The 23,668-nt window shown below is 62.2% G+C and carries 20 protein-coding genes and 1 pseudogene; 2 read left to right on the forward strand and 19 right to left on the reverse strand.

Annotated features, from left to right (window positions below; all coding sequences use genetic code 11):
- Nucleotides 1–30: 30 nt before the first annotated feature.
- The 8 genes from QP999_RS07175 to QP999_RS07210 all read right to left on the reverse strand — a co-directional run bounded on the left by QP999_RS07175 (nucleotide 31) and on the right by QP999_RS07210 (nucleotide 9,569).
- Nucleotides 31–2,475, reverse strand: coding sequence for a bifunctional lysylphosphatidylglycerol flippase/synthetase MprF (locus QP999_RS07175; RefSeq protein ID WP_070525223.1), 2,445 nt, complete (start codon nucleotides 2,473–2,475; stop codon nucleotides 31–33).
- The gene (locus QP999_RS07180) at nucleotides 2,456–3,709 is read right to left on the reverse strand and encodes an alpha/beta hydrolase (RefSeq protein ID WP_070525221.1); all 1,254 of its coding nucleotides are present in this window, start codon (nucleotides 3,707–3,709) and stop codon (nucleotides 2,456–2,458) included. The genes QP999_RS07175 and QP999_RS07180 overlap by 20 nt, the downstream gene beginning before the upstream one ends.
- Nucleotides 3,710–3,799: 90 nt before the next feature.
- Nucleotides 3,800–4,924 carry a cysteine desulfurase family protein gene (locus tag QP999_RS07185; RefSeq protein WP_284847977.1) on the reverse strand — a complete coding sequence of 375 codons (1,125 nt, stop codon included), beginning with the start codon at nucleotides 4,922–4,924 and terminating at the stop codon, nucleotides 3,800–3,802.
- Nucleotides 4,924–5,883: an electron transfer flavoprotein subunit alpha/FixB family protein gene (locus QP999_RS07190; RefSeq protein ID WP_284847978.1), complete on the reverse strand. Its 960-nt coding sequence runs from the start codon at nucleotides 5,881–5,883 to the stop codon at nucleotides 4,924–4,926. The genes QP999_RS07185 and QP999_RS07190 overlap by 1 nt, the downstream gene beginning before the upstream one ends.
- 12 nt (nucleotides 5,884–5,895) lie before the next feature.
- The gene (locus QP999_RS07195) at nucleotides 5,896–6,696 is read right to left on the reverse strand and encodes an electron transfer flavoprotein subunit beta/FixA family protein (protein WP_284847979.1); all 801 of its coding nucleotides are present in this window, start codon (nucleotides 6,694–6,696) and stop codon (nucleotides 5,896–5,898) included.
- Nucleotides 6,697–6,730: 34 nt separating this feature from the next.
- Nucleotides 6,731–7,882 carry a THUMP-like domain-containing protein gene (locus QP999_RS07200; protein ID WP_250223787.1) on the reverse strand — a complete coding sequence of 384 codons (1,152 nt, stop codon included), beginning with the start codon at nucleotides 7,880–7,882 and terminating at the stop codon, nucleotides 6,731–6,733.
- Between the two features lie 11 nt (nucleotides 7,883–7,893).
- Entirely contained in the window at nucleotides 7,894–8,721 is an 828-nt protein-coding gene (locus tag QP999_RS07205) for an NUDIX hydrolase (protein ID WP_070525210.1), read from the reverse strand.
- 50 nt (nucleotides 8,722–8,771) lie between these two features.
- A complete protein-coding gene (locus QP999_RS07210) occupies nucleotides 8,772–9,569 on the reverse strand; it encodes an ABC transporter ATP-binding protein (protein ID WP_369815762.1) in 798 nt (265 codons plus the stop codon).
- A gap of 132 nt (nucleotides 9,570–9,701) precedes the next feature.
- On the opposite strand from QP999_RS07210, the gene QP999_RS07215 reads away from it, so the two are divergent.
- Together QP999_RS07215 and glgB are read left to right on the forward strand one after the other, a co-directional pair.
- Nucleotides 9,702–11,708 carry a maltotransferase domain-containing protein gene (locus QP999_RS07215; protein ID WP_070597116.1) on the forward strand — a complete coding sequence of 669 codons (2,007 nt, stop codon included), beginning with the start codon at nucleotides 9,702–9,704 and terminating at the stop codon, nucleotides 11,706–11,708.
- Nucleotides 11,709–11,814: 106 nt separating this feature from the next.
- Nucleotides 11,815–13,935 carry a 1,4-alpha-glucan branching protein GlgB gene (glgB, locus tag QP999_RS07220; RefSeq protein ID WP_284847980.1) on the forward strand — a complete coding sequence of 707 codons (2,121 nt, stop codon included), beginning with the start codon at nucleotides 11,815–11,817 and terminating at the stop codon, nucleotides 13,933–13,935.
- Nucleotides 13,936–14,026: 91 nt separating this feature from the next.
- Here glgB and QP999_RS07225 read toward each other — a convergent pair whose 3' ends face one another.
- From QP999_RS07225 to atpA, 11 genes and pseudogenes are all read right to left on the reverse strand, one after another.
- On the reverse strand, nucleotides 14,027–14,425 hold the full coding sequence (locus QP999_RS07225) for an arsenate reductase/protein-tyrosine-phosphatase family protein (RefSeq protein WP_070531156.1): 399 nt from the start codon (nucleotides 14,423–14,425) through the stop codon (nucleotides 14,027–14,029).
- Between the two features lie 47 nt (nucleotides 14,426–14,472).
- Nucleotides 14,473–15,986: pseudogene (locus QP999_RS07230) on the reverse strand (peptide ABC transporter substrate-binding protein).
- A 206-nt stretch (nucleotides 15,987–16,192) separates the two neighbouring features.
- Nucleotides 16,193–17,122 (reverse strand): tetratricopeptide repeat protein, encoded by a 930-nt coding sequence (locus QP999_RS07235; RefSeq protein WP_070525201.1) that lies wholly within the window; start codon nucleotides 17,120–17,122, stop codon nucleotides 16,193–16,195.
- On the reverse strand, nucleotides 17,119–17,427 hold the full coding sequence (locus QP999_RS07240; RefSeq protein ID WP_070597070.1) for a thiamine-binding protein: 309 nt from the start codon (nucleotides 17,425–17,427) through the stop codon (nucleotides 17,119–17,121). The genes QP999_RS07235 and QP999_RS07240 overlap by 4 nt, the downstream gene beginning before the upstream one ends.
- Before the next feature lie 10 nt (nucleotides 17,428–17,437).
- Nucleotides 17,438–17,722: an Rv1322 family protein gene (locus tag QP999_RS07245; RefSeq protein WP_083312509.1), complete on the reverse strand. Its 285-nt coding sequence runs from the start codon at nucleotides 17,720–17,722 to the stop codon at nucleotides 17,438–17,440.
- Nucleotides 17,722–18,414 carry an endonuclease NucS gene (gene nucS / locus QP999_RS07250; protein ID WP_010187052.1) on the reverse strand — a complete coding sequence of 231 codons (693 nt, stop codon included), beginning with the start codon at nucleotides 18,412–18,414 and terminating at the stop codon, nucleotides 17,722–17,724. The genes QP999_RS07245 and nucS overlap by 1 nt, the downstream gene beginning before the upstream one ends.
- A 23-nt stretch (nucleotides 18,415–18,437) precedes the next feature.
- Nucleotides 18,438–18,923, reverse strand: coding sequence for a DUF2550 domain-containing protein (locus QP999_RS07255; protein ID WP_070624897.1), 486 nt, complete (start codon nucleotides 18,921–18,923; stop codon nucleotides 18,438–18,440).
- A 196-nt stretch (nucleotides 18,924–19,119) separates the two neighbouring features.
- On the reverse strand, nucleotides 19,120–19,488 hold the full coding sequence (locus QP999_RS07260; RefSeq protein ID WP_046648936.1) for a F0F1 ATP synthase subunit epsilon: 369 nt from the start codon (nucleotides 19,486–19,488) through the stop codon (nucleotides 19,120–19,122).
- A gap of 10 nt (nucleotides 19,489–19,498) precedes the next feature.
- Complete coding sequence (atpD, locus tag QP999_RS07265) at nucleotides 19,499–20,947, reverse strand: F0F1 ATP synthase subunit beta (protein ID WP_046648934.1); 1,449 nt, start codon at nucleotides 20,945–20,947, stop codon at nucleotides 19,499–19,501.
- A 3-nt stretch (nucleotides 20,948–20,950) separates the two neighbouring features.
- A complete protein-coding gene (locus tag QP999_RS07270) occupies nucleotides 20,951–21,934 on the reverse strand; it encodes a F0F1 ATP synthase subunit gamma (protein ID WP_284847981.1) in 984 nt (327 codons plus the stop codon).
- Between the two features lie 56 nt (nucleotides 21,935–21,990).
- Nucleotides 21,991–23,631: a F0F1 ATP synthase subunit alpha gene (gene atpA / locus QP999_RS07275; RefSeq protein WP_070528750.1), complete on the reverse strand. Its 1,641-nt coding sequence runs from the start codon at nucleotides 23,629–23,631 to the stop codon at nucleotides 21,991–21,993.
- Nucleotides 23,632–23,668 lie beyond the last annotated feature (37 nt).

A 23,668-nucleotide genomic window follows, 5' to 3' on the forward strand; every position in this document is an offset into this window, starting at 1 on the left:
TGTGCACGAGGTTCTGTCAACACACTGGTCTTAGCGTGGATCTGCTTTGCTGGGTTCCGTTGCGCTTTGCTCCGCTTTGGCTTGTTTACGCTCAGCCAGCCAGGTCTTCACAGCTCGGGCGGCGTCGGCTGCGCGCATGTCGGGCACATAGGCGTGAACGACGGCGAGTCCAATGGCGGGCAGTGCCAGCTCATCGTTGTAGGCCAGGTACCACTTGTGCTCTTCCGGCTGGAACTTGCGTTTGGAGGCAGCCAAGCTGCGGAAGCCGTAGAGGGGTTCCATTTCTTCGCCGAGGCGGGTGAGGAGGGCGTCGAGAAGCCCGGGTTCCTCTGGTGTACCTGACAGGGGCGCGCCGGAGAGCGAAATCCAGGCGCAGCCTTCGCCGGCGGCGATGATCATAGCCTCAGAGATGAGTAGCTCGATTGCCCCCTTGAAGCCGTGGTCGGCGCGGCGCATGACGTCGAGGGTGTAGCCCACCACGCTTCCGTTCTCACGAACAGGGAGCCAAGATGTCACGCCGTGCAGCGTGCCGTCCTCCCCCAGCGCGAGCAGTAGCTTGGTGCCTTCCTCCCGCAGCTCGTTAACACCGCCCAAAGTAAAGCCCATCTCTGGGAGAGCTTTGTCAGAGACCCATTCTTCGGAGAGCTCGGCAATTTTGTTGCGGGTGGCAAGATCGAGGTCCTTCCACTCCGTCCACAGCGTGGTGACGCCCTCTTTGCCGGCCTTGTTGCGGGCGGTGCGAATGTTCTGGAATTTCTTGCCTTTGAACTCCGTGTTAGAGGTGTCCAGGACGGCCTCCTCAGCTACTTCGAGGCGGCGGAAGCCGGGACGGGTAAAGCTTTCCCGTACCGAGTACCAGGCCGGGCGCCAGCCTTGTTCGCGGGCGAATTCTTCGAAGGCCGCTGCGGTGGCCTGCGGGTCATTGCCCGCCGGCTCGCCGAGGCTGAGTGCAATGCCGTTGTGGACGCGGTAGGCCACGTAGTTGCTGTCGTTAAAGAAGTAGCGGTTCCCCTTCCACAGGGTCATAGCGGAGAGGTGGTCACCACTGCCCTGCTCCAGGATGGCGCGAGCGTGGTCACGAACCTCAGCGGCCTCGGGGTTCGCAGGAGTAGCGAACATGCGATAGACCACCCAGGAGGTGTACATCCAGAACAGAGTGCCGACCCACTCGTAGAAAGCCCACGTCAACCAGGTGGTCGGCGCGAGCTTGAGCGGAAGTAGCGTAGCCACGACTGGCGGGACATAGCGCAGAGGGAGTTCGGCCAGGATCGATCCGGCAGTGGCTGTCTCGACGAAGCCGTCCTTGAAAAGTAGTGCGCCAACGCCCCAAAGAGCGGCCGTGATGACAAAGGCAGCTGCGATCTTTCCTGCGGCTCGGCCCAGCGCGCGCACACTTTCGTGGATGTGGAACACGCGGCGGTTCCAGATGAGCACGACGAAGCAGGTGGCCCAGGGCAGGACCACAGCGGCGAGATTCACGCCGTAGAGCACAAGGCCTTCTTGGCTAAAGTCCCACAGCTGAGCTAGAAGCACAGCGATGACGAGTACCTGGGTAAGGACGGATAGCAACCACGCAAGACGGCGTCCGCGGATGAGGCCGAAGCACAGTACGAGTTGGATGATGAGCGGCATGACGCTGGCGATGGCCGGACCCACGCCGTGGACGCGGGCGAAATCAAGGGCAGCTTGGCAGGCCTGGCTTGTGGGGTCAGCCTGGCAGATCTCAGTGGCGTGATAAGCAGCAGAGTTGAAGGACCACATCAGCCGGGTGACTGGGCTGAAGGGCCCTTCCGCCAGTGGGTCGAGCGCCACGAAGGCTGGGCCGATGGCTACCACTCCCACGATGAGCGCGGTGAGAACTCGGCGCTCCGGCACCGAGGCACGATGGAAAGCGGCTGGGCGCTCCGCGCTCGTGCGGGGCACAAAGACACTCCATGCGATACCGGCCGCGATGGACAGCACCGAGGCGCTCACGCCGAGGACATCGCTCAAAGTACCGCCATACAGGGCCATGGTGAGCGTCAGGGCGAGGATGCTGAGGCGTACGCGGCGCTGCCAGAGGCGCGGCATCCACGCAGAAGCGAAGCCGGCTGTGCCCACTATGAAACCGATGGGTGATAAATCAGTGGAGCTCAGAAGATCATCACCCCAGCGGTTGAGGCCGATTTCTTCGATCCCGTGGGCGGCCACATAGGCCACGGGAACGGAGATAAGCTGCGCGGCAATACCAACGGCAAGTGTCCGCACGGAGCCCAACCGGTATTCCGAAGGAAGAACGAAAGCTAGGGCCATGAGGGTGAGTGCCACAACTGCGCCGAAAGTACGGCCGGTCAGGCCGATCGTTTGCGTAATGCCCGCCAGCCCTGGAACCGCGTAGGTCACGATGATCAATACCCACATCAGAAGGATCAACACCCACGTCACCGGAATGCGCCGCGCGAGGTGTCGGAGGTTGTTAGCGCTGAAGATCTGCATCTTGTACTCCATCGAAAGAATCGGTGAGGTCTGCCAGCCCGCCCCGGCGGGCAACCCAGGCAAATACTTCGCGCAGGGCGGGACGCCACACCTCGAAGGAATGGCCGCCCGGGCGGGAAGTGTAGTAGGTGGCCATGCCGGCGCCTCGTGCGGCGTCGTTCAGTTGGCCGAGCGCTTTCACCGCAGCAGTATCCCGGTTACCGGCGATGAAGATGGCCTGGTGATCGGGGTACTTTTTCGTCGCCAGCAGGTGTGCAGGATTAGCGGCTTGGTAGGCGGCTTCATCGCCACCATAGAACTTGGACACGGTGGCGGCGTGGTTTCCAATAGTGGGTTCGGCCTCGCCGGAGATGTCCACTGCCTGGCCATAGGCTTCGGGATGATTGGTGAGGATCTGTAGTGAACACGTCCCTCCGTATGACAAACCAGCGACGGTCCAATGTTGTTGATTCTCGTCGACACGGAAAGCGGTCTTGATTCCTGTCGGCACGTCGGTCGTTAGGTAGGTCATGACCTTGGCCACGGAGGTGTCCGCGCAGATGGGGTTGGCGGTCTCACTGCCGGTGGCATCGACCGCCACGACGATGGGGCTTAGTCCCCCATTGGCGCGTTGGAAGGCATCGGCGGTTTCGGCCGCCTCGCCGGAGCCGAACCACTGCTCCGGACCACCCGGGTTGCCGTGGAGCAGGACTAGAACGGGAAGGTTTATATCCTTTTTGCTCCAATAGGCCGGCGGGATGTAGGCAATGGCCTGGCGCGCGCTGAACCCTGAGATGGCACCCGGAAGATCCACGTGCACAATCGCAGCGGAATCCGAGGATTTCATGGCCTTGAATTGGCTGTAGTCCATCTCTTGGGCCACCGGCGTGGGATCGAGCGAGGCGATGTCCGGATAGGACTGGTACTCCATATTGGCCAGACCGGCTACCGCAAGTGCCGAGAATGCCGCAATCACGGCCATGAGGACTCGTCGGCCCGCATGGTGAATGAGGGAGATGAGCGCTGCAATGGGGACAAGCCCGGCAACAAAGAGGTAGAACGGGACGTCCCAGTGCTTGAGCACGAAGAATGCTACGGTGGCAATGACTGCGGCGAGAAGGAAGGACACGACATCGCGTTTGCGCAGGCGCCACGCAATGAGCAGCGCACTGATGACCAAGATAGCAATGTAGATCCCACCGTTCACGGGGTCCGTCAGCGGTAGGCCTAGCACAGACTGGATGAAGTTATTCACGGATTAAACATAGACCCACGCCGTGGCGAAAGCGCTGTAGTCTCCCTGTGAATATGCCCGAATAGCTGTGATCTTGATTGAATACTTGCGCTAAACCGAACGAGCGCGACGAATGATCTCCGGAAGCTCCGCCAGAACCACGTCAATGTCCTCGTCGGTGGTGAGGCGTCCCAGGCTAAAGCGCAGGGAGCCGCGTCCGTGTTCCTCATCGATGCCCATGGCTTCGAGCACGTGGGACATGCGGTTAACGCCCGCGTGGCAGGCGGAGCCGGCGGAGGCTTCGATGCCGGAGGCGTCGAGAAGCATGATGAGGCTGTCACCATCCGTGCCCGGGAAGGACACGTGGAGGTGGGAGGCCAAGGTGGGCTCGACGGAGTTGATGATGACGTTGTCGATGCTGGACTCGATGCCGGCCTTGAGCTTGTCACGGAGTGCGCTCAGGCGAGCGGTCTCCTGCTCCATGTCCGCGACAGATTCACGCAGGGCCGCGGCGAGTGCGCTCGCGCTGGCCACGTCCACGGTGCCGGGGCGGATGCCGCGCTCCTGGCCGCCGCCGAAGGCAATGGGTTGAGGCGCCGGGGTGCGGCGCGCGAGCAGCAGGCCGATGCCGCGCGGGCCACCGAACTTGTGGGCGCTGGCCGCGAGCGTCGTAGCGCCCAGCTCGTGGAAGTTGATGGGCAGCTTGCCGGCGACCTGCACTGCATCGATGTGCACCGGGGTGTTCTGCGCAGCGGCGCGCTGGGTAATATCCGCGACCGGCTGAATGGCGCCGGTCTCGTTGTTGGCCCACATGCAGGTGGCCACCGCGGCAGAGGTATCCAGGGCGCTTAAGTCGCTGACGTGGCCGGTGGAATCGACTGGGAGCAGCTCCACAGTGGCGCCGTGCTCAGTCTGGAGCTTCTCCACGGTTTCGAGCACGGCGGGGTGCTCGATGGGGGTCGAGATGATGTGCGGTGTCGTATCCGACCCCGCACGGAAAAGGCCCTGAATGGCGATGTTGTCCGCCTCCGTGCCGGAAGAGGTAAAGACTACCTCGATGGGTTCGCAGCCGAGCAGCTCGGCGACGGTCTCGCGGGCGTCATCCAACACGGAGCGCGCCTTGCGCCCGGAGCCATAAGCCGAGCCGGGGTTCAGGGACCCGGCGGCGTCGACCCAGGCGTCGATGGCGCACTGGCGCATGGGTTGGGTGGCTGCATAATCGAGGTAGCGAGGCATTAGTTGCCGGCCCCCTTGCGGGACTCAAGCTCGGTGACCAGCGCCGGGGCGATCTCGTGAAGGTCGCCCACCACGCCGAGGTCGGCGATCTGGAAGAACGGCTCGTCCTGATCCTGGTTGACCACAACGATGGTCTCCGAGGTCTGCATGCCGGAGGTGTGCTGGATTGCACCGGAAATACCCAGGCCGATGTAGAGCTTCGGGGAGACGGTCACGCCGGTCTGGCCCACCTGGTGGGCCGGGTCGTAGAAACCCTCATCCACGGCGTCGCGGGTAGCGCCGACGGCGCCACCGAGGACGTCGGCAAGCGGCTCCACCACGTCGGCGAATTTGTCGCCCACGCCGCGGCCGCCGGCGACGACGACCTTCGCGGAGGTCAGCTCCGGGCGGGCGGTCTTCTCTGCCGGGGTGAAGGAGGTGACGGTGACGTCCTTAGCGGTGGCGGCGGGCAGCTCGAAGGGAGCCGGTGCCGCAGTGACCGGCTGAGGTTCAGCAGCCACGGAGCCCGGGCGCAGGGTGTAGACCACGGAGCCGGTGGCCGTGGAGGAGGTCTCGTAGGAGCCACCGAAGATGGTGTGGTGTGCGAAGCCATCAGCATTGATGCCGTCGACGTTGACCAGGGCGCCCGAGCCCAGGCGGGCGGCGAGGCGGCCGGCGATCTCGTTGTTGGTCGGGGTGGCGGCCAGCACGATGGGCGCCGGGTTGTTGGCGGCCAGGGCGTGGAGGGCGTCGACCTCCGGGGTGACGATGCGCTGCTCATAGTCCGCAGCGGTGGCCTGGACTACCTGGGCGGCGCCCAAGTTGCCCAGCTCGGCGTCGAAGGAAGCTGCGGTGGCGGCGTCCTTGGCCACGACCACGGCGGAGACGGTACCGAGTGCGCGGGCGGCGGTAATCAGCTCGCCGGTAACGGGGCTGAGCTGCTCTGCTTCGTGCTCAACTAGGACATAAACGTGAGACATGTGTTTTCTCCTTTAACCCTCGATGAGATTCTTGGCGGCCAGGAAGTCCGCGACCTTGGCGGCAGCCACGGCTGGATCAGGATCGGTGATGACCTCACCGGCGGTGCGGGCCGGGCGCTGCGCTGAGGCGGTCACCGTGGTGGTGGACGGCACGCCGTCGATGCCCAGGTCCGCCACGGCGAGCGTGGTGACCTCAGCCTTCTTGGCGGCCATCAGGCCCTTGAAGTTGGGGAAGCGCGGCTTGTCGGCCTTATCCGTAAAGGACAGAATGGCCGGCAGGTTGGCCTCAAGTTCCCAATGGCCGTGGGCGTCCTCGCGGGTGCCGGTGGCGGTGGCGCCGGCCAGGGAGGCTGCCTTGAGCTCCGTGAGCGCGGGCAGCTGGCGGTACTCGGCCAAGAGCCCAGCGAGAAGGCCGGTGGAGGCGTCCGAGGAGTTGTTGCCCAGGGTGATGACCTGGACCTCACCGAATTTCTCAGCCACCTTGTTGATCGCGGCGTTAAGAACCCAGGCGGTGGCCAGGGCGTCGGCGCCGGCGAGGGCGTCGTCCGTCACGTGCACGGCGTGATCCGCGCCCATGGCCAGGGCCTTGCGCAGAGCCTCGTCGGCTGCCGCCGGGCCCATGGTAAGCGCCACGACCTCATAGCCGGCATCAGCGTTATCGTCGCGCAGGCGCAGGGCCTGTTCGACGGAGTACTCGTTGACCTCATCGATGACGTTATCCACCGAGGTGCGGTCCAACGTGTGGTCCGCCTCGAGGGTCTTCGTTGACCACGTATCCGGTACGTGCTTGACCAGAGCCACAATGACTGGCATGTGGGCACTTCCCCTTCCGTAAATTTTGAAACTATTAGGGTGCGTAATTACCTTCGGACGATACTACTCGCGGTCCACACAACACCGCGACTCCCTTCGCACCAATGCGCGTGACCACGAGGGTTTTGGCCGTTGAACCCTTAAGCTTGAGCTTCTTGCGCAACTGATCCGGGTTCACGTCTTGCCCGCGTACCAGGATTTCCAGCGAGCCAACATCATGGGCAACCATGGCCGCCTTGAGCTTCTTCATGGGGACCAACTCGATGAATTCAAATCCGGAGGTGCCGTGAGGCAGGCGGTCACCAGTGAGGTAGGCAATGCGCGGGTCCAGCTGGTGCAGGCCTTCCCGCGCGGCGTAGTGGCGCACCAGCCCGGCGCGCACGATGGCGCCGTCGGGGTCGATGAGAAAGCGGCCGATGGGGCCGGCGTCGGGAAGCTCGTGCTCTGCGATGCCGTCATCAATGACGTCCGTGGTCACTCCTTCGGGCGTGGTGTTGAGGACCACTGCCCTCTTCCCCGTTCCCAGGCCCGGGGTGTACAGGCAGGTTTCCTTCACCCCGCCGTCGAGGCTGACCACGCAGGCCAGACCTTCCCATTCGGAGTGGTCGATTCCCGGCGCGCATTTGATGGCCATCTCACCGTGGGTGTCCAGCAGATCTGCCGGTGGTGGTAGCAGTTGGTCAAGCCGGGTGATGCGGTTGCCGCCTTGGCGCCGGGCGGGATCGGCGATGCAGACCTGGGCGGTCGTCGTTGTTGTCAGCGCATCTGCGCGAAAGACGGGATGCTCAATGTTGTGCCGCGCCATGGCCACGCGCGAGGCATCCAGGTCGCTGCCCACATAAGCACCGGGGCGATAAGCCTGCCCCTCGGTGCCGATGGAGCAGGTGAGGTCGTGGACTAAGTCCACGTTGCGCTCCTGGAGGAATTGCGCGCGGTAAGCCGCCACCGCGGGTGGAGTGGCCTGTTGTGCAGAGTCGTGGTCCATAAGCCAGTCTTGCGGCAGCTTTCCGGAGCTGCGGGCTTGAATGAGCTCGGCTACGGCGCGCCCATAATCACCGAACTGGGCCTGCAGCTTGGCGACGTCCCTCAGGTGCGCCTTCTTTGTTCCCTCCAGGTCCGCCGCGGCGGCGTCGATGGCGGCTGCATTCTCGCGCAGAAAGGCGACTTCGTCCAGGGTGTAGCTCATGGTGTGCTTTTCTAGATGCGGTTGACGGGGAATGTGGTGAAGTACTCGCGGTAGCGTTCATCGTCCCGGGGATCCCCGATGATGGGGCGCAGATCGGAGAAGGAGGCATCGTCCAAGACTTCCTTGACGCTGGAATAGGACGTGAGGCGCTTGAGCTGCGCCCAGGTGGGGATGGCTAGGCGTACCAGCCCGGCGCGCCAGCCGTCGAGAACCAGTTGTGGATCGAACCAACCGGCGTCATCGGCCTCCCCTGTTTCGCCATCCGGTTCTTGGCCCTCGGGAAGCACACCGATGAAGAAGAAGGTGTCGAACCAGTGGTCATTGTCCTCACCTGCCCAGCGGGACCAGGGAAGGAACATGTCGGCGTCGACACGCATGCCGTTGTGTTCCAGGAATTCGGTAAAAGAAATCTCGTGGGATTCCAGTAGCTCGCGCTCGCGGTGATAGCGCGAGGCATCGGAGACTAGGCCGTCTTCGCGGATGGCCAGCAGCGTACCGGCCTCTTCGAAGAGTTCCCGGGCCGCGGCGAAGACAAGGGCGTGGGCCTTGTACTTGGTGACACCCATGCGGCGTGCCATGGACACCACTGAGCGGCCTGCCCACAGTTCGCCGGAGTCCCAGGTGCGGGGTGGGAAGTCACGCGGGTCTACCCCGCCGCCGGGAAACACGACGTGGCCGGGGTAATTGCGCATGGTGCGCACGCGTTCCTGGATCCACACGCGCAGACCCTCTGCGGTATCGCGCAACAGGAGGACGGTAGCGGCCAAGCGTGCCCCATTGAAGCCGGTGGTTTCGCCAGGGTCGATGGCATCAAGGCTGTCGTGGATGGACTGGCTCATGCAACTTTCCGTGTCCGCGAAGGAGCAGAATTCTTGAGGTGAACTAAAGATTAGCGGGTGCGCCGGGCGAAGTACCGCTCCCCAATGCGGTCCACCTGGATGGGTTGGTGGAAGGCCTTGGAGAGGTTTTCCGACGTCAGGACAGAATTAATGAGTCCTTTGGCCACGACCTTACCCTCATCCAGGAGCATCGCATGCGTAAACCCGTAAGGTATTTCCTCCACGTGGTGGGTGATCATGACAATCGCCGGGGCATCCGCATCGAGCGCTAGGTCCCCGAGGTAGCCCACCAGGTCCTCGCGTCCACCCAAGTCCATGCCGGCGGAGGGCTCATCCAGGATAAGCAGCTCCGGGTTGGCCATGAGCGCGCGGGCGAGGATGACGCGCTTCTTCTCGCCTTCGGAAAGGGTGCCCCAGGTGCGCTTGGCCAAGTGGGATGCGCCGACCTGAGCCAGGATGTCATCGGCGCGGGAGAAATCCATGTCTTGGTAGTCCTCACGCCAGCGGCCGAGCACGGCATAGCCGGCGGAGACCACGAGGTCATCGACGCGCTCATTGTCCGGGATTCGGTGTTGGACGGCGGCGGAGGAAATGCCGATGGCGGCGCGCAGATCGCGCATATCCGTCTTACCTAGGCGCTCTCCCATCAGGTATGCCACGCCGGCGGAGGGAAACTCTTCGGCGGCGGCCATCCGCACCAGCGAGGTCTTGCCCGCACCGTTGGGGCCGATGATGACCCAGCGTTCGTCGAGCTCCACCTGCCAGTCGATGGGCCCCACCAGCGTGCGCCCACCCCGTCGCAGTTCGACGCCGCGGAAGTCAATCAACCAATCTTCGTCGGTGTCCATAAGTTCAGGGTTTTGCTGGCTTTGTTGCTCTGGAGTGTTCACACGCACCATTGTGGCCGAAACCTTCCGCCCCCGGTGAAACTGACACAGCCTTCCCCGGTGAAACTGCCACAGCTGCATTATTCTATGGGCATGACTCAACGCCTTGGTATCGACGATGTCCGCCCCTCCCTCTCCGGTAATGCAGCCTCGAAGGCCGTTGTCGGAGAGGTCGTTCCTGTTACCGCGCTGGTGTGGCGTGAGGGCCACGATGCCGTCGCCGCGACGCTGTCGGTGTGGAACACTGACTCCCCGTCCACTTCTGCCGTGACCATGACGGTGGATCCGGAGAACCCGGATCGGGTCCACGGCGTGTTTAGCCCGGCCACCGCCGGCCGCTGGTTTTTCCGCGTCGATGCCTGGTCCGATCCGATGTCCACCTGGCGCAACGCGGTGGTCAAGAAGATGGAGGCCGGTCAATCCGCACAGGAGCTCAGCAACGATCTCTTGCACGGCGCCGAGCTCTTCGAGGAGGCGGCAATCCAATGCCCGAGCGACAAGGCGGATCTGCTCTTTAAGGCGGCGAAGGAGCTGAAGGATGAAACGGGGGACGTCGACAAGCGCGTGCGCACCGCGCTGTCCGACGAGGTCGCGGACGTCCTCCACCACCACCCCCTGCGGCACCTGCTGGTGGAGGGTGACATTCACGAGGTCCTCGTGGAACGCCGCGAAGCCCTCTACAGCTCCTGGTACGAGCTCTTCCCACGCTCCACCGGCGGTTGGGATGCCGAGGGCAACCCCGTGCACGGCACGTTTAAGACCACGGCACAGGCACTCGAGCGAGTGGCAGCCATGGGTTTCGATACCGTTTACTTCCCACCCATCCACCCCATTGGCAAGGTGCACCGCAAGGGCCGCAACAATTCGGTGGTGGCTGAGCCCGATGATGTGGGCTCGCCGTGGGCCATCCAAGATCACTCCACCACGCACCCGGACCTGGGCACCATGGAGGACTTCAAGGAGCTGGTCAAGAAGGCCGCCGACTTGGGCCTGGAGGTGGCCCTGGACCTGGCTCTGCAGGCCTCCCCGGACCACCCGTGGGCTAAGACCAACCCGGAATTTTTCACCGTCCTGGCCGATGGCACCATTGCCTACGCGGAGAACCCGCCGAAGAAGTACCAGGACATCTACCCGCTGAACTTCGATAACGACCCGGATGCCATCTACGCGGAAATCTATCGCATCGTCATGATCTGGATCGAGGCCGGCGTGCATACGTTCCGCGTGGACAACCCGCACACCAAACCAGCTAACTTCTGGAACTGGCTGATTTCCAAGGTGCATGTGACTCACCCGGAGGTCATCTTCCTCGCCGAGGCCTTCACCCGCGCTCCGCGCCTGTTCGGCCTGGCCAAGGCAGGATTTACGCAGTCCTATACCTACTTCACGTGGCAGACCTCCAAGCACGAGCTCACCGAATTCGCGCAGATGCACGTGGAGCAGGCCGATATCTGCCGCCCCAACCTCTTTGTCAATACCCCGGATATTCTCCACGAATCCCTGCAGACCGGTGGGCGCGCCATGTTCGCCATTCGCGCTACGCTGGCTGCGACTCTCTCCCCGCTGTGGGGCGTGTACTCGGGCTTCGAGCTCTACGAGCACCAGGCCGTCAAGCCGGGCAGCGAGGAGTACCTCGACTCGGAGAAGTACGAGCTGCGCCCGCGCGACTTCCAGGCCGCTGTCAAGTCCGGTGACTCCCTGGAATCCTATATCCGGCTGCTCAACCTCATCCGCCGCGAAAACCCGGCCCTCCAGCAGCTGCGCACGCTGCGCTTCCACAACACGGATAACGAGGCCATCATCGCCTACTCCAAGGCCGATCCTGCTACCGGCAACGTAGTGCTCGTGGTGGTCAACCTGGATCCGCGCAACGCGCAGGAGGCCACGGTCTTTGTGGATCTGGCCGCCGTGGGCCGCCACCCGGGTGAACACTTCACGGTGCAGGACACCATCAGTGGTGCCGCCTACGAGTGGTCCGACCGCAACTTCGTGCGCCTGGAGCCGCTGCGTGACGTCGCCCACATCTTCATCCTCCCGCCAGCCCACCATGACCTGCAGGAGCGCATTGCCTGGCGCCGAGTGAACGACTACCGCGCCTAGGTTCTTAGGCCCCTGAAACCCCACGCTGAACCAGTACCCCCTTCATGGGTAGCGCGGGGTTTCTTTTCTGCCCCGCGAGCGGGTGTTGTTCGGTAATTTGGTCTTTATGAACATCCCGGCCTCAGACCTCGAACGCCTTAACAACTGCCGCCACCACGCGCCCCATGATTTTTATGGCTGGCACGACGGAACCGTCCGCACTCGCCGCCCCGGTGCCGAAGCCGTCGAGCTCGTCACCGCTTCCGGCACCACCGCGATGCGCGCGGTTGGGGATGATATCTGGGAGGCCCCGCTTACCGAAGAAGCAGACTACCGTCTGCGCATCACCTACCCGGGCCAGCCCGCCATCGAGGTAGCGGACGGTTATCACTTCCTGCCCACCCTGGGCACCCTGGATCAGCACCTCATCGGCGAGGGCCGCCACGAGCGCCTCTGGGAAGTACTGGGCGCAAATCTCAAGAGCTACACCACCGACCTGGGAGTAGTCGAGGGCACGGCCTTTGCTGTGTGGGCGCCCAACGCGGAGGGCGTGGCCGTGGTCGGTGACTTCTGCGGCTGGAACCCTACCCAGTACCCCATGCGCAGCCTCGGCTCCACGGGCATTTGGGAGGTCTTCATCCCCGGTGTGGGCGAAGGCGAGCGCTATAAGTTTGCGGTCCACGGCAAGAACTCCCCGCGCATTGATAAGGCGGATCCCCTGGCCAAGCGCACCATTGCCCCGCCGGAAACCGCCTCCGTGGTGGCGCGCTCCAGCTTCGAGTGGAGCGATGAGGAGTGGATGAGCAAACGCACCGGAGACCTCGACGTCCCGATGAGCGTCTACGAGCTCCACGTCGGCTCCTGGAAGGTAGGCGCCAACTACAGCAGCTTGCGTGAGGAGCTCATCCCTTACCTGGTTGAACACGGTTTTACCCACGTGGAGCTGCTGCCCGTGGCCGAGCACCCCTTCGGCGGTTCCTGGGGCTATCAGGTCTCCGGCTACTACGCTCCCTCGGCGCGCTGGGGCTCTCCGGATGAGCTGCGCGCGCTTATCGACGAATTGCATAACGCTGGCATCGGTGTCTTCATCGACTGGGTGCCCGCGCACTTCCCCAAGGACGAATGGGCGCTGGGCCGCTTCGATGGTCAGGCACTCTACGAGCACCCGGACCCTCGCCGTGGTGAGCAGGCCGATTGGGGCACCTATGTCTTCGACTTCGGCCGCAACGAGGTGCGCAACTTCCTCGTGGCTAATGCCCTCTACTGGGCCGAGGAGTTCCACGTGGATGGCCTGCGTGTCGACGCCGTTGCTTCCATGCTTTACCTCGACTATTCCCGCGAAGAGTGGCTGCCCAATATCTACGGCGGCCGCGAGAACCTTGAGGCCGTCCAATTCCTCCAGGAGACCAACGCCACGCTGAACCGTACGAACCCGGGCGTGCTGACCATCGCCGAAGAATCCACCTCCTGGCCGGGCGTGACCGCCCCGACGCATGAGGGCGGCCTGGGCTTTAGCCTGAAGTGGAACATGGGCTGGATGAACGACACCCTGGAGTACTTCAAGCACGAACCGATTCACCGCCGCTACCACCACGGCGAGCTCACCTTCTCCATGGTCTACGCCTACTCGGAGCGCTACGTGCTCCCGTTTAGCCACGACGAAGTTGTGCACGGCAAGGGCTCCTTGTGGGAGCGCATGCCGGGCGATGACTGGAATAAGGCCGCGGGCCTGCGCGCGCTGTATGGCTACATGTTCTCCCACCCGGGCAAACAGCTGATGTTCATGGGCCAGGAGTTTGGCCAGACAACCGAATGGGCAGAAGGCCACTCCGTGGACTGGTCCAACTTGGAGGGCTGGGGCAACGAATGGCACCACGGTATCAAGCGCTTGGTGCGCGACCTCAACGCGGTGTACAAGCAGCACCCGGCACTTTGGACCCAGGACTTTACCCAAGACGGCTTCCAGTGGGTCAAGGCTGACGACGCCAACAACAACATGCTTGGCTACGTCCGCTATGGCAAGGACGGCTCCGCGCTGCTGGCGGTGTGCAACTTCTCCGGCAGCTCGGTGCCCAACTATGACCTCTGGGTGCCGCGCGATGGCGAGTGGGAGCTAGTCATCAACACAGACGACGCCGTCTACCAGGGTGCTGGCAACGACCTTGCCCACCGCGTGCGCTCCGAAGGCAACCACGTACAGCTACACCTGCCGGCCAACTCGGTGCAGTGGTATGCCTTCCGTGGCTAGTTTCTAAGAACACAACTGCCCGACCTGCCAAAGATCACCGCTGAGATCGAATTCCAGCCGCTAGTTTTGGCAACTCGGGCAGTTGCAGTTTTCAGTCTTGTGCGTGAGTATCGAGGAAAGCTCTTACGCGAGCATCAATGTCATCGCGCAACGCATCCATTCGCTCCCCTCCCTCTAGACCACGCACGGACGGGTCCTCAATCTCCCAACGCTCAGCCACTCCGTCATAGTCGGCATCACCAACGATGATGACATGATCCACCGAAGACGCGAGGCCGGCATCAAGCAACGTTGGCGTTCCTGACATGTCGGCGCCGACCTTTGCAAGAGAGGCCTGCGCCTCGGCGTTCACGCCCTGCGCACGATGCTGTTCAGTGGTCTTTACGCCTGCGGAGTGAACTTCCCAATCGGGCGCATGCTTCTTAGCTAAGGCAGCCGCCATCTGAGACTTACCGCGGTTGGTATTGCAAAGGAAAAGTACGGAGGTCATGCCTCCGCACTTTAGTCATATTTCGGTGTGCCTGTAGGGCCAGATCCCTAGTTCTTCTTCACCGCGTAGTACACCGGCAGGGACTTCCAGTTGAACGTCACGTCCTGGACGTTCTCGGACCAGCCGCCGACCACGTTTGGGTAGAACAGCGGGATTGAAGGAAGGTCACGCAGCAGCAGCTCCTGTGCCTGGTTGTAGAGCTTCGCGGCTTCCTCCTCATTTGCGGCGCCGTTGGCCTTCACAATCAGTTCATCGAACTCCGGGTTGGAGTACTTCGAGTCATTGGAAGCTACACCCGTGGTGAAGTTTGGCCCAAGGAAGTTACCCATCGAGGGATAGTCGGCGAACCACGCCGTGCGGTAGGCGCCATCCATCCGCTCGGTGCGGTAGGCATCGCGGAAGGACTTGAAGTCCGGGTAAGGGTTGCCCACGGCCTGGATTCCCAGCGTGTTGCTGATGTTGTTAGCCACGGCATCGGCCCAGTCCTTGTTATCACCATCGGTGTTGTAGTTGATCGGGAACGAGCCTTCAAAAGCACCGTACATCTTATCGGCCTCCGCCCACAGCTTCTTCGCCTCCTCCGGGTTATAGTCCAGGTTTTCCGAACCGGGCAGGCTGTCGTTGTATCCGTTCAGCACCGGTGACGTGAACTCGCGGGCCGGTGTGCGGGTGCCATGGAAGATGGTCTCCGCGATCTCCTCACGGTTGATAGCCATCGAGATTGCCTTGCGGCGCAGCGTGCCTTCTTCCCCACTAAAGTGCGGGGTCTCCATGTGGATGGACATCTCCAGATAGGTAGCGGCCGGCTTGGTCTCCTGACGGCCGGCCAGGTCCTGCTCATAGCTGCCGAAAGCGGACGACGGGATCGCTTCGAGCACGTCGAGGTTATTCGCCAACAGGTCCATGTAGGCCGCGCTGGAATCGGCTCGATGATCAGGTTCTGGTTGTGGTTCCATTCCTTGATCTTGTAGGGACCGTTGGACACCGGGGTCTCTCCGAAAGCCTGTGGGTCCTCCAGCGCGGCCACGGGGACCGGGAAGTAGGCGTTGTAGCCCAAGCGGCTCGGGAAATCGCTTTCCGGCTGGATGAGCTCAATGGTGAAGGTGCGTTCATCGATGACCTTGAGGCCCTCCATTTCTTTGACGCCTTCCCCGTAGCCCTTGATGGAGGAGAAAAAGCTCTCATTGAGCTGCTCGTTGGCCACCGCGTAGTTCCACGTATCGACGAAGGTATCCGCGGTCACAGCAGAGCCATCGGAGAACTTCAGGTCCGGCTTGAGCGTGACCTTGTAGGTCTTCTCCCCTTCCTTGTCGATGGACTCGGCCATTTCGTTGTGCACGTTGCCGTCGGCGTCGTAGTAAACCAACCCGGAAAACAGCATGTCGACGATGCGTCCGCCGCCGTTCTCATTCGTCATCGCGGGAATGAGCCCCTGCTGCGGTTCGGTACCGAGCACGCGAACATAGTTTGATCCGCCGGCACTATCGGAGCTATCGCTTCCGCAGGCGGCAAGGGTAAGAGCAAGAGAGGCGGCGCCAACGGCGCCGAGGAGCTTGCGCATGAGAGTCCTCCTGAAAGAGTCAAACAACCATTGTGCTGTATCGCACAAACAGGAATTTAACATGCCATACGTCACATCATTGCTTGAACGCAAAAAAGACCCTCAGGAGAAGACTCAACTGAGTCATCCTGAGGGTCCAGCCCGCGACAGTCCGGGAAGGTCGCTCTCGGGCCCGGCACAAGCTGGCCCCTTTTACTACGCCGTCTTTAATACAACGCGCTGGCCAGCTTCGTGCGCGCGGCCAGTACGCGCGGGTCACCGGAATCAAAGAGCCCAAAGAGCTCCAAGAGGCGGGTCTTGAGCTGTTCCTTCTCGTCCCCGGCGGTGCGCTTCATGGCCTCGATGAGGCGCTCGAAGGCGCGGTCGGGGGCGCCGGCGACGACTTCGGCATCGGCGGCGTCGAGCTGTTTTGCCACGTCCTCTGGGGCGGCATCGGCGGCGGCGATGGGGTCCTCGCTACGGTTAGCCGGATCCAAGCGCTTGAGCAGCACAGTGGTGTCACGCGCCTGCTTAATCTCCGCATTATCCGGCTCGGCGGCCAGAATCTCCTCGTAGGTAGCGATGGCAGCGTCGAAATCGCCACGGTTGAGCGCGTCCTCAGCCAGGCCCAGGCGAGGATCTGCTGCTTCTTCCTCTGGGCTCTCCCCCGCCACATCTTGGTCAGGCAAACCTTTGAGCTGGGGGCCGAGCTTGTCGACGATCGCCGCTACCCACTGCTCTAGGTTCTCGCGCGGCTGCCCGCCCTCGAAGTTGGTGACGGGCTGGCCGGCTGCGATGGCAACGGTGGTCGGCAGATTCTGCACGCCGAAGACCTGCGCCACCTGGGGCACGACATCAGCGTTGATATAGCCCACGATGAACTTGAGCCCACCGGCAGCCGCCATCTCCTCGAAGTCCTTCTTGAGCTGCTCGGAGGCCGGGGAGCGCGGCGAGCCGATCAGAGCGATAACCGGCACCTCCGCGGAACGGCGCACCAAGTCATTCTCAAAGTTCTGCTCGGTGACCTCGAAGAAAGGGGCAATTCCTCCGCCGGAGTTAGCAGCTCCGGCATTTGCGGATTGAGCTTGCGCCCGCGCCTCCGCCTGCTGCTTGATAGCACCCAGGTCGAGGGCTCCTCCTACGTACGGTCCGGTCACTTATTCTCCTCCAGGTAACGATTAACGGAATCTACTTTTTGGGTTATCTGCCCGGTCACGCCTTCGCGGATATCGGCTTTAATCACCAGGCTCGTGCGCGGCGAAACCGCGCGCACGGCATTGGTGGCTTCCTTGATAACCGCGAAGACCTCATCCCACTCGCCTTCCACAAGGGTAAACATGGCATTGGTCTCATTAGGTAAGCCGGAAGCACGGACAACACGCACGGCTTCGGCGACGGCCTCGGACATCTCAGCGCGTTCATCGCCCACGACGGAGGGGGCTACGGAAAAGGCAACAATCATGCCCGCTATCCTACCGCCGCTCCCAGCAGTGCCGGTGCCAGTGTCGGCGATCATCTGCGCGCCCGCCGGTATCCCGCGGCCACGCCACGATGTGCGCCACCCCGGGAGGTATGTTCTGGTTGCATCCCGGGCACACGTAGTACTTCTGAGCGGCCGCGCTGCCGACGTGTCTCATAACGAAAGGCTCGCCATGGGTCCAGCTCGGCCCTGGTACCGTCTGCGAGCCGAGGAAGGCACTGCCGTCGCGCGGCAGTGACCGTGGCTCTTCGCGGATCCTACGATTGCGGCGCGGCACTAGAACAACCGCAGCTCGTTGGACTCGATGCCGCGCAGCTCTTGGTAGTCCAGGACGACGCAACGGATACCACGGTCTTCCGCCAAGGTCCGCGCTTGGGGCTTGATTTCCTGCGCTGCGAACACACCGTGGACTGGTGCTAGCAAGTCGTCGCGGTTGAGCAACTCAAGGTAGCGCGTGAGCTGCTCAACGCCATCAATTCCGCCGCGGCGCTTGACCTCGACCGCCACGAATTCATTCTTCGAGTTCTTGGCCATGATGTCTACCGGACCAATCGCGGTGGGGTACTCGCGGCGCACCAGCGAGTACTTCTCCCCCAACGTTTCTATGTGTTCCGCCAACAGCTCCTGCAAGTGGGCTTCCACGCCATCCTTGACCAAGCCGGGGTCTTCTCCCAGATCCATGTCAATCTCCTGGTGAATCTGGGCGATAGTGATGCGCAGCTGCTCACCTTTCGGGTTTTCTACCAGCCACAGCTTCTCTCCTGTGTCCTCGCCGTCGATATCCTCGATCGCCGACTCCTCAAAGGTGCACGGCGGAGTCATCCAGTTCAGCGGCTTATAGGCACGGTCATCCGCATGGATGGACACCGAACCATCGGCTTTGATGAGGATGAGACGGTCCGCCATGGGAAGGTGGGCGTCGAGACGGCCTACGTAATCTACCGAGCATTGGGCGATGACAACACGCATGCCCTCTACCCTATCGTTGGGCGCTACTTCTTTGGTAAGCGGGTAGCTCGCTGGCGCATCTGGCGATAATCCAACTTCTCTTGGCGCTTCGACGGCGCCGATTCCACCCACGCATTCAAGGCCATGATTCCGTGCGCATCGGAAGCAATCTCATAGTCCCGCCCATCGATGCTAATCCGGATGATCTGGTGACCAGAGGGCATAAAAGAAGCCTCGTCATCATCCATTGGGCGGGTGCTGCCCAGTTCGATGTCGAGGCGATTAAAGCGTTTGTTGGCGCGCGGCAATACGGAGCGAAGCTTGAAGTACTCCATATACTCGCCGTCATAACGCACGAGGCCGTGGCGCCACGTATGGGAATCCTTCGAAGGAAGCCGGCGCAGAAGGATGCTCGTTCCGCGGGAACGCACCGTAAAAAACCGTACTGCGGCCAGAATGACGACAACCAGAAGAATCAGTGCGCACAGACCTAAAAGAATAGATAGCCCTTGGAGCACCTGAGAGTTCATGGGTTGATTTCCTTCACCGCGAGTAAGAAACGTTGCGTTGATTCTACCGCTCGCGGAGGAGACAATGCTAGTCCTTGCTTGACCTTGGCGCAGATCACGAAGGAACCCCACCCCCTCTTAGCGAGGGTGTGGGGTTCCTAGGTGAGAGTGGGAAGGGCGGTCATTGCTGCCCGTCGTTTCCCTCTCCGCTCATCCGTTAGCTGTTGAAGCGGCGGGCGGCGCGCAATGCGGCATCGCCACGGGACCTCGTCAGCTCGCGCTCAGACTTCAGGTCTTCCTGTGCCTGTGCTTCATCGACCTCCGAGGCCCAGATGGCCCAATCGGCGAGGACGGTGATCTTGTTCTCGGACACGGAGAGGAAGCCACCCTGGACAGCGGCGACACGACGCTCGCCGTCCGCCGGGTGGATGGTCACTACACCATTGTCGATCAACTGACCGACCATGGGCTCATGGCCAGGAAGCACGCCGATCTCACCCTCGGTGGTTTCAGCCGTCACCATGGTGGCCTTTCCGGTCCACAGCAGGCGCTCGACGGAAACCAATTCGGCGGTGATGTCAGCCATGTGCCTCTCCCTACTTCTTCTCGGTCAGCTTCTTGTACGCAGCCTCGACGTCGTCCAAGCCACCCAGGCCGTTGAAGGCCTGCTCCGGGTAGTGGTCGAATTCGCCGTTGCAGATGCGCTCGAAAGCATCGATGGTATCGGCCAGCGGCACGTAGGAGCCCGGCAGGCCGGTGAACTTCTCTGCGACGAAGAAGTTCTGGCCCAGGAAGCGCTCGATGCGGCGAGCACGCTGAACGGTGATCTTGTCTTCCTCAGACAGCTCGTCCATACCAAGGATGGCGATGATGTCCTGGAGCTCCTTGTTCTTCTGCAGGATACCGATGACACGCTGTGCCACCTCGTAGTGGCGCTCGCCCACGATGGACGGCTCCAGAATACGAGAGGTAGAGGTCAGCGGGTTCACTGCCGGGTAAATACCCTTCGAAGCAATACCACGGTCCAACTCGGTGGTGGCATCGAGGTGGGCGAAGGTGGTCGCCGGAGCCGGGTCGGTGTAGTCATCGGCCGGCACGTACACGGCCTGCAGGGAGGTAATGGACTTACCCTTGGTGGACGTAATACGCTCCTGCAGCACACCCATCTCATCAGCCAGGGTCGGCTGGTAACCCACGGCGGAAGGCATACGGCCCAGCAGGGTCGACACCTCAGAACCGGCCTGGGTGAAACGGAAGATGTTGTCGATGAACAGCAGCACGTCCTGGTTCTGAACATCGCGGAAGTACTCCGCCATGGTCAGGCCGGACAGAGCCACGCGCATACGGACTCCTGGCGGCTCATCCATCTGGCCGAAGACAAGTGCGGTGTCTTGAAGAACGCCCATCTCCTCCATCTCGAGGAAGAGGTCGGTGCCCTCACGGGTGCGCTCGCCGACGCCGGCGAAGACGGAGGTACCGGAGAACTCGCGTGCGATACGAGTAATCATTTCCTGGATAAGAACGGTCTTACCCACACCTGCACCACCGAAGAGGCCGATCTTGCCGCCCTTCACGTACGGGGTCAGCAGGTCGATGACCTTAATACCGGTCTCCAGGATCTCGGTCTTACCCTCCAACTGGTCGAATGCCGGCGGTTCGCGGTGGATGCCCCACTGCTCGCCATCGCGGCCCAGACCCGGCTGGTCAAGGCAGTCACCGAGGGCGTTGAAGACGTGGCCCTTGACCACATCGCCCACCGGGACGGAAATCGGCTTGCCGGTGTCGGTCACGGCTGCACCGCGGACGAGGCCGTCGGTCGGAGCCATGGACACGGCACGGACGAGGTTGTCACCGAGGTGCTGAGCGACCTCAAGGGTGACGATCTTTGCAACAGCCTCGAGGGAAACCTCGACGGTCAGTGCGTTGTACAGTGCCGGCAGCCCGCCACGCGGAAACTCCACGTCGACGACCGGACCGATGACACGCACCACACGGCCGGCGGTAGCCGACGACTGTGTGTTCTGCTCTTGCAGAGCTGTAGTCATAATCTAGTCACTTTCTGCGCTTTCGGCGAGCGCCCCAGCGCCACCGACGATCTCTGTGATTTCTTGGGTAATCTGCGCCTGACGGGCCTGGTTGGCCACGCGCGAGAGGTCCTTGACCAGCTCGGTTGCGTTGTCAGTTGCAGACTTCATTGCGGTACGGCGTGCGGCGGACTCGGAGGCCGAGGACTCCAAGAACATCGCAAACAGGAGGCGGGACACGTACTGCGGAAGCAGTGCGTCCATGAGGGTGTCCGCATCCGGCTCGAAGTCGTAATCAGGAGTGATCTGATTGTTCGGCTCGGCGTCGGAAAGCGCGGACTCACCCATGTTGTAGTCCTCTTCCTCGATAACCGGTACCACCGGCAGCAGCTGCTGCACACGCGCGGTCTGGGTCAGCATGGACTCGAACTCGGTGTACACAACGTGGACCTGGTCAAAACCGCGAACGGTCTCGCCCTCCACGTTAATACCCTCGCGGGTCTTGGCCTGGCCATTCGAACCGGCGACGAAGCCGTCGATGATGTGGCGGCGCACGTCGTGCGTCTTCTCCCAGGTTGGATCCTGCGAGAATCCAGTCCAGCTGCCTGCGACCTCGGCCTCACGGAACTTGTAGAAGCCAACGCCCTTGTTGCCGGTCACGTAGCGGACGGTCTCGAAACCCTCACTCTTGAGCAGGGCTTCCAGCTCGGCCGCCTTCTTGAAGATGTTGTTGTTGTAGCCACCGCACATACCGCGGTCCGAAGAGACCACGAGAATGGCGGCCACCTTTGCATCTTCGCGTTCCCGGAGCATCGGGTGATCCAGGGACGTGTGCGCCGCCAGCTTGTTGAGCACGTTGGACAGTTCACGTGCATAAGGCTGCGACGCCTCTACCCTGGCCTGAGCCTTGGTAATGCGCGAGGTAGCAATGAGCTCCTGTGCCTTGGTGATCTTCTTGGTGGAATTGACGGACCGGATGCGGTCACGCAGTTCACGAAGATTAGCCATGGTGTTCGCTCCTCCCTTCTTTATCTAGACGGTTAATTCTTAGAGCGTGCGAAACTCTATTTGGCCGTCTTGCGGGAGACGTTGAGCTCGGTCTTATTCACGTCATCCGCGGCGAGCGGGTCAACCGGTGCCTCGGTGCCGAGGTTGTTGCCCTCGGTCGTGCGGAAGGACGGAATGAAGTCCTTAGCAGCTGCAACAAGTGCATCCTTGGACTCGTCGGTCAGAGCGGTACCGCCCTGGATCTGCTCGAACACCTGCGGGGTTGCAGAGTTGAGGTGATCGTGCAGCTCCTTCTCGAAGCGGCGTACGTCCTCGACGGGAACGACGTCGAAGATGCCCTGGTCTGCGAGGAAGATGGACACCATCTGGTACTCGACAGGCTGCGGGGAGGACTCGGACTGCTTGAGCAGCTCGACGAGACGCTCACCGCGCTCCAGCTGAGCCTTGGAGGCCGGATCCAGGTCGGATGCGAAGGCCGCGAAGGCCTGCAGATCGCGGTAGGCAGCCAGCTCAAGACGCAGGTTACCGGCGACCTTCTTCATACCCTTGGTCTGTGCGGCACCACCAACACGGGAGACCGACACACCGACGTTAATTGCCGGACGGACGCCCTGGTTGAACAGGTCGGACTCCAGGAAGACCTGGCCGTCGGTAATAGAAATAACGTTGGTCGGAATGAAGGCGGAGACGTCGTTCGCCTTGGTCTCGATGATCGGCAGTGCGGTCATGGAACCTGCACCCATGTCGTCGGAGAGCTTCGCAGCGCGCTCCAGCAGACGGGAGTGGAGGTAGAAGACGTCGCCCGGGTAAGCCTCGCGGCCCGGCGGACGGCGCAGAAGAAGGGAAATCGCACGGTAGGCCTCAGCCTGCTTGGTCAGATCATCGTAAATGATCAGGACGTGGTTGCCCTGGTACATCCAGTGCTGACCCAGAGCTGCACCGGAGAACGGTGCCAGCCACTTGAAACCGGCGGCGTCGGATGCCGGAGCCGCCACGATGGTGGTGTACTCCAGTGCGCCGTGCTGCTCCAGGGTGTGGCGCACACCAGCAATGGTGGAGCCCTTCTGGCCGATGGCGACGTAGATGCAGCGAACCTGCTTGTTCTTGTCGCCAGATTCCCAGTTAGCCTTCTGGTTCAGGATGGTGTCGATACAGACAGCGGTCTTACCCGTCTTACGGTCACCAATGATCAACTGACGCTGACCGCGACCAATCGGGGTCATCGCGTCAATAGCCTTGATGCCGGTCTGCATCGGCTCTTCCACCGGCTGGCGCTGCAGCACGGACGGTGCCTGCAGCTCGAGGACGCGGTCCTCTTCAGCGGTGATCGGGCCCATGCCGTCGATCGGCTGGCCCAGGGGGTTAATTACGCGGCCGAGGAATTCCTCGCCCACGGGGATGGAGAGAACCTCGCCGGTCCTCTTGACCTCGTCGCCTTCTTTAAGCGACTCGAAGTTGCCCAAGACCACGACACCGATGGAGTTGGTGTCAAGGTTCTGTGCGACGCCAATCACGCCGCCGGGGAACTCGAGCAGCTCATTCGCCATGACGGACGGCAGGCCCGAAACCTGCGCAATACCGTCAGCTGCCGAAATGACCACGCCGACCTCCTCACGGGAGGCCTCCGCGGAGTAGCTCGAGGTGTAGTTCGCAATCGCGCTACGGATCTCGTCGGAGGAGATCGTCAGCTCCGCCATGTTCTTCCTGCTCTCGGTAGTATCTTCCAGCAATTAC

It is taken from the genome of Corynebacterium sp. MSK004, assembly GCF_030232515.1.
GTDB classification, from domain to species: Bacteria; Actinomycetota; Actinomycetes; order Mycobacteriales; family Mycobacteriaceae; genus Corynebacterium; species Corynebacterium hesseae.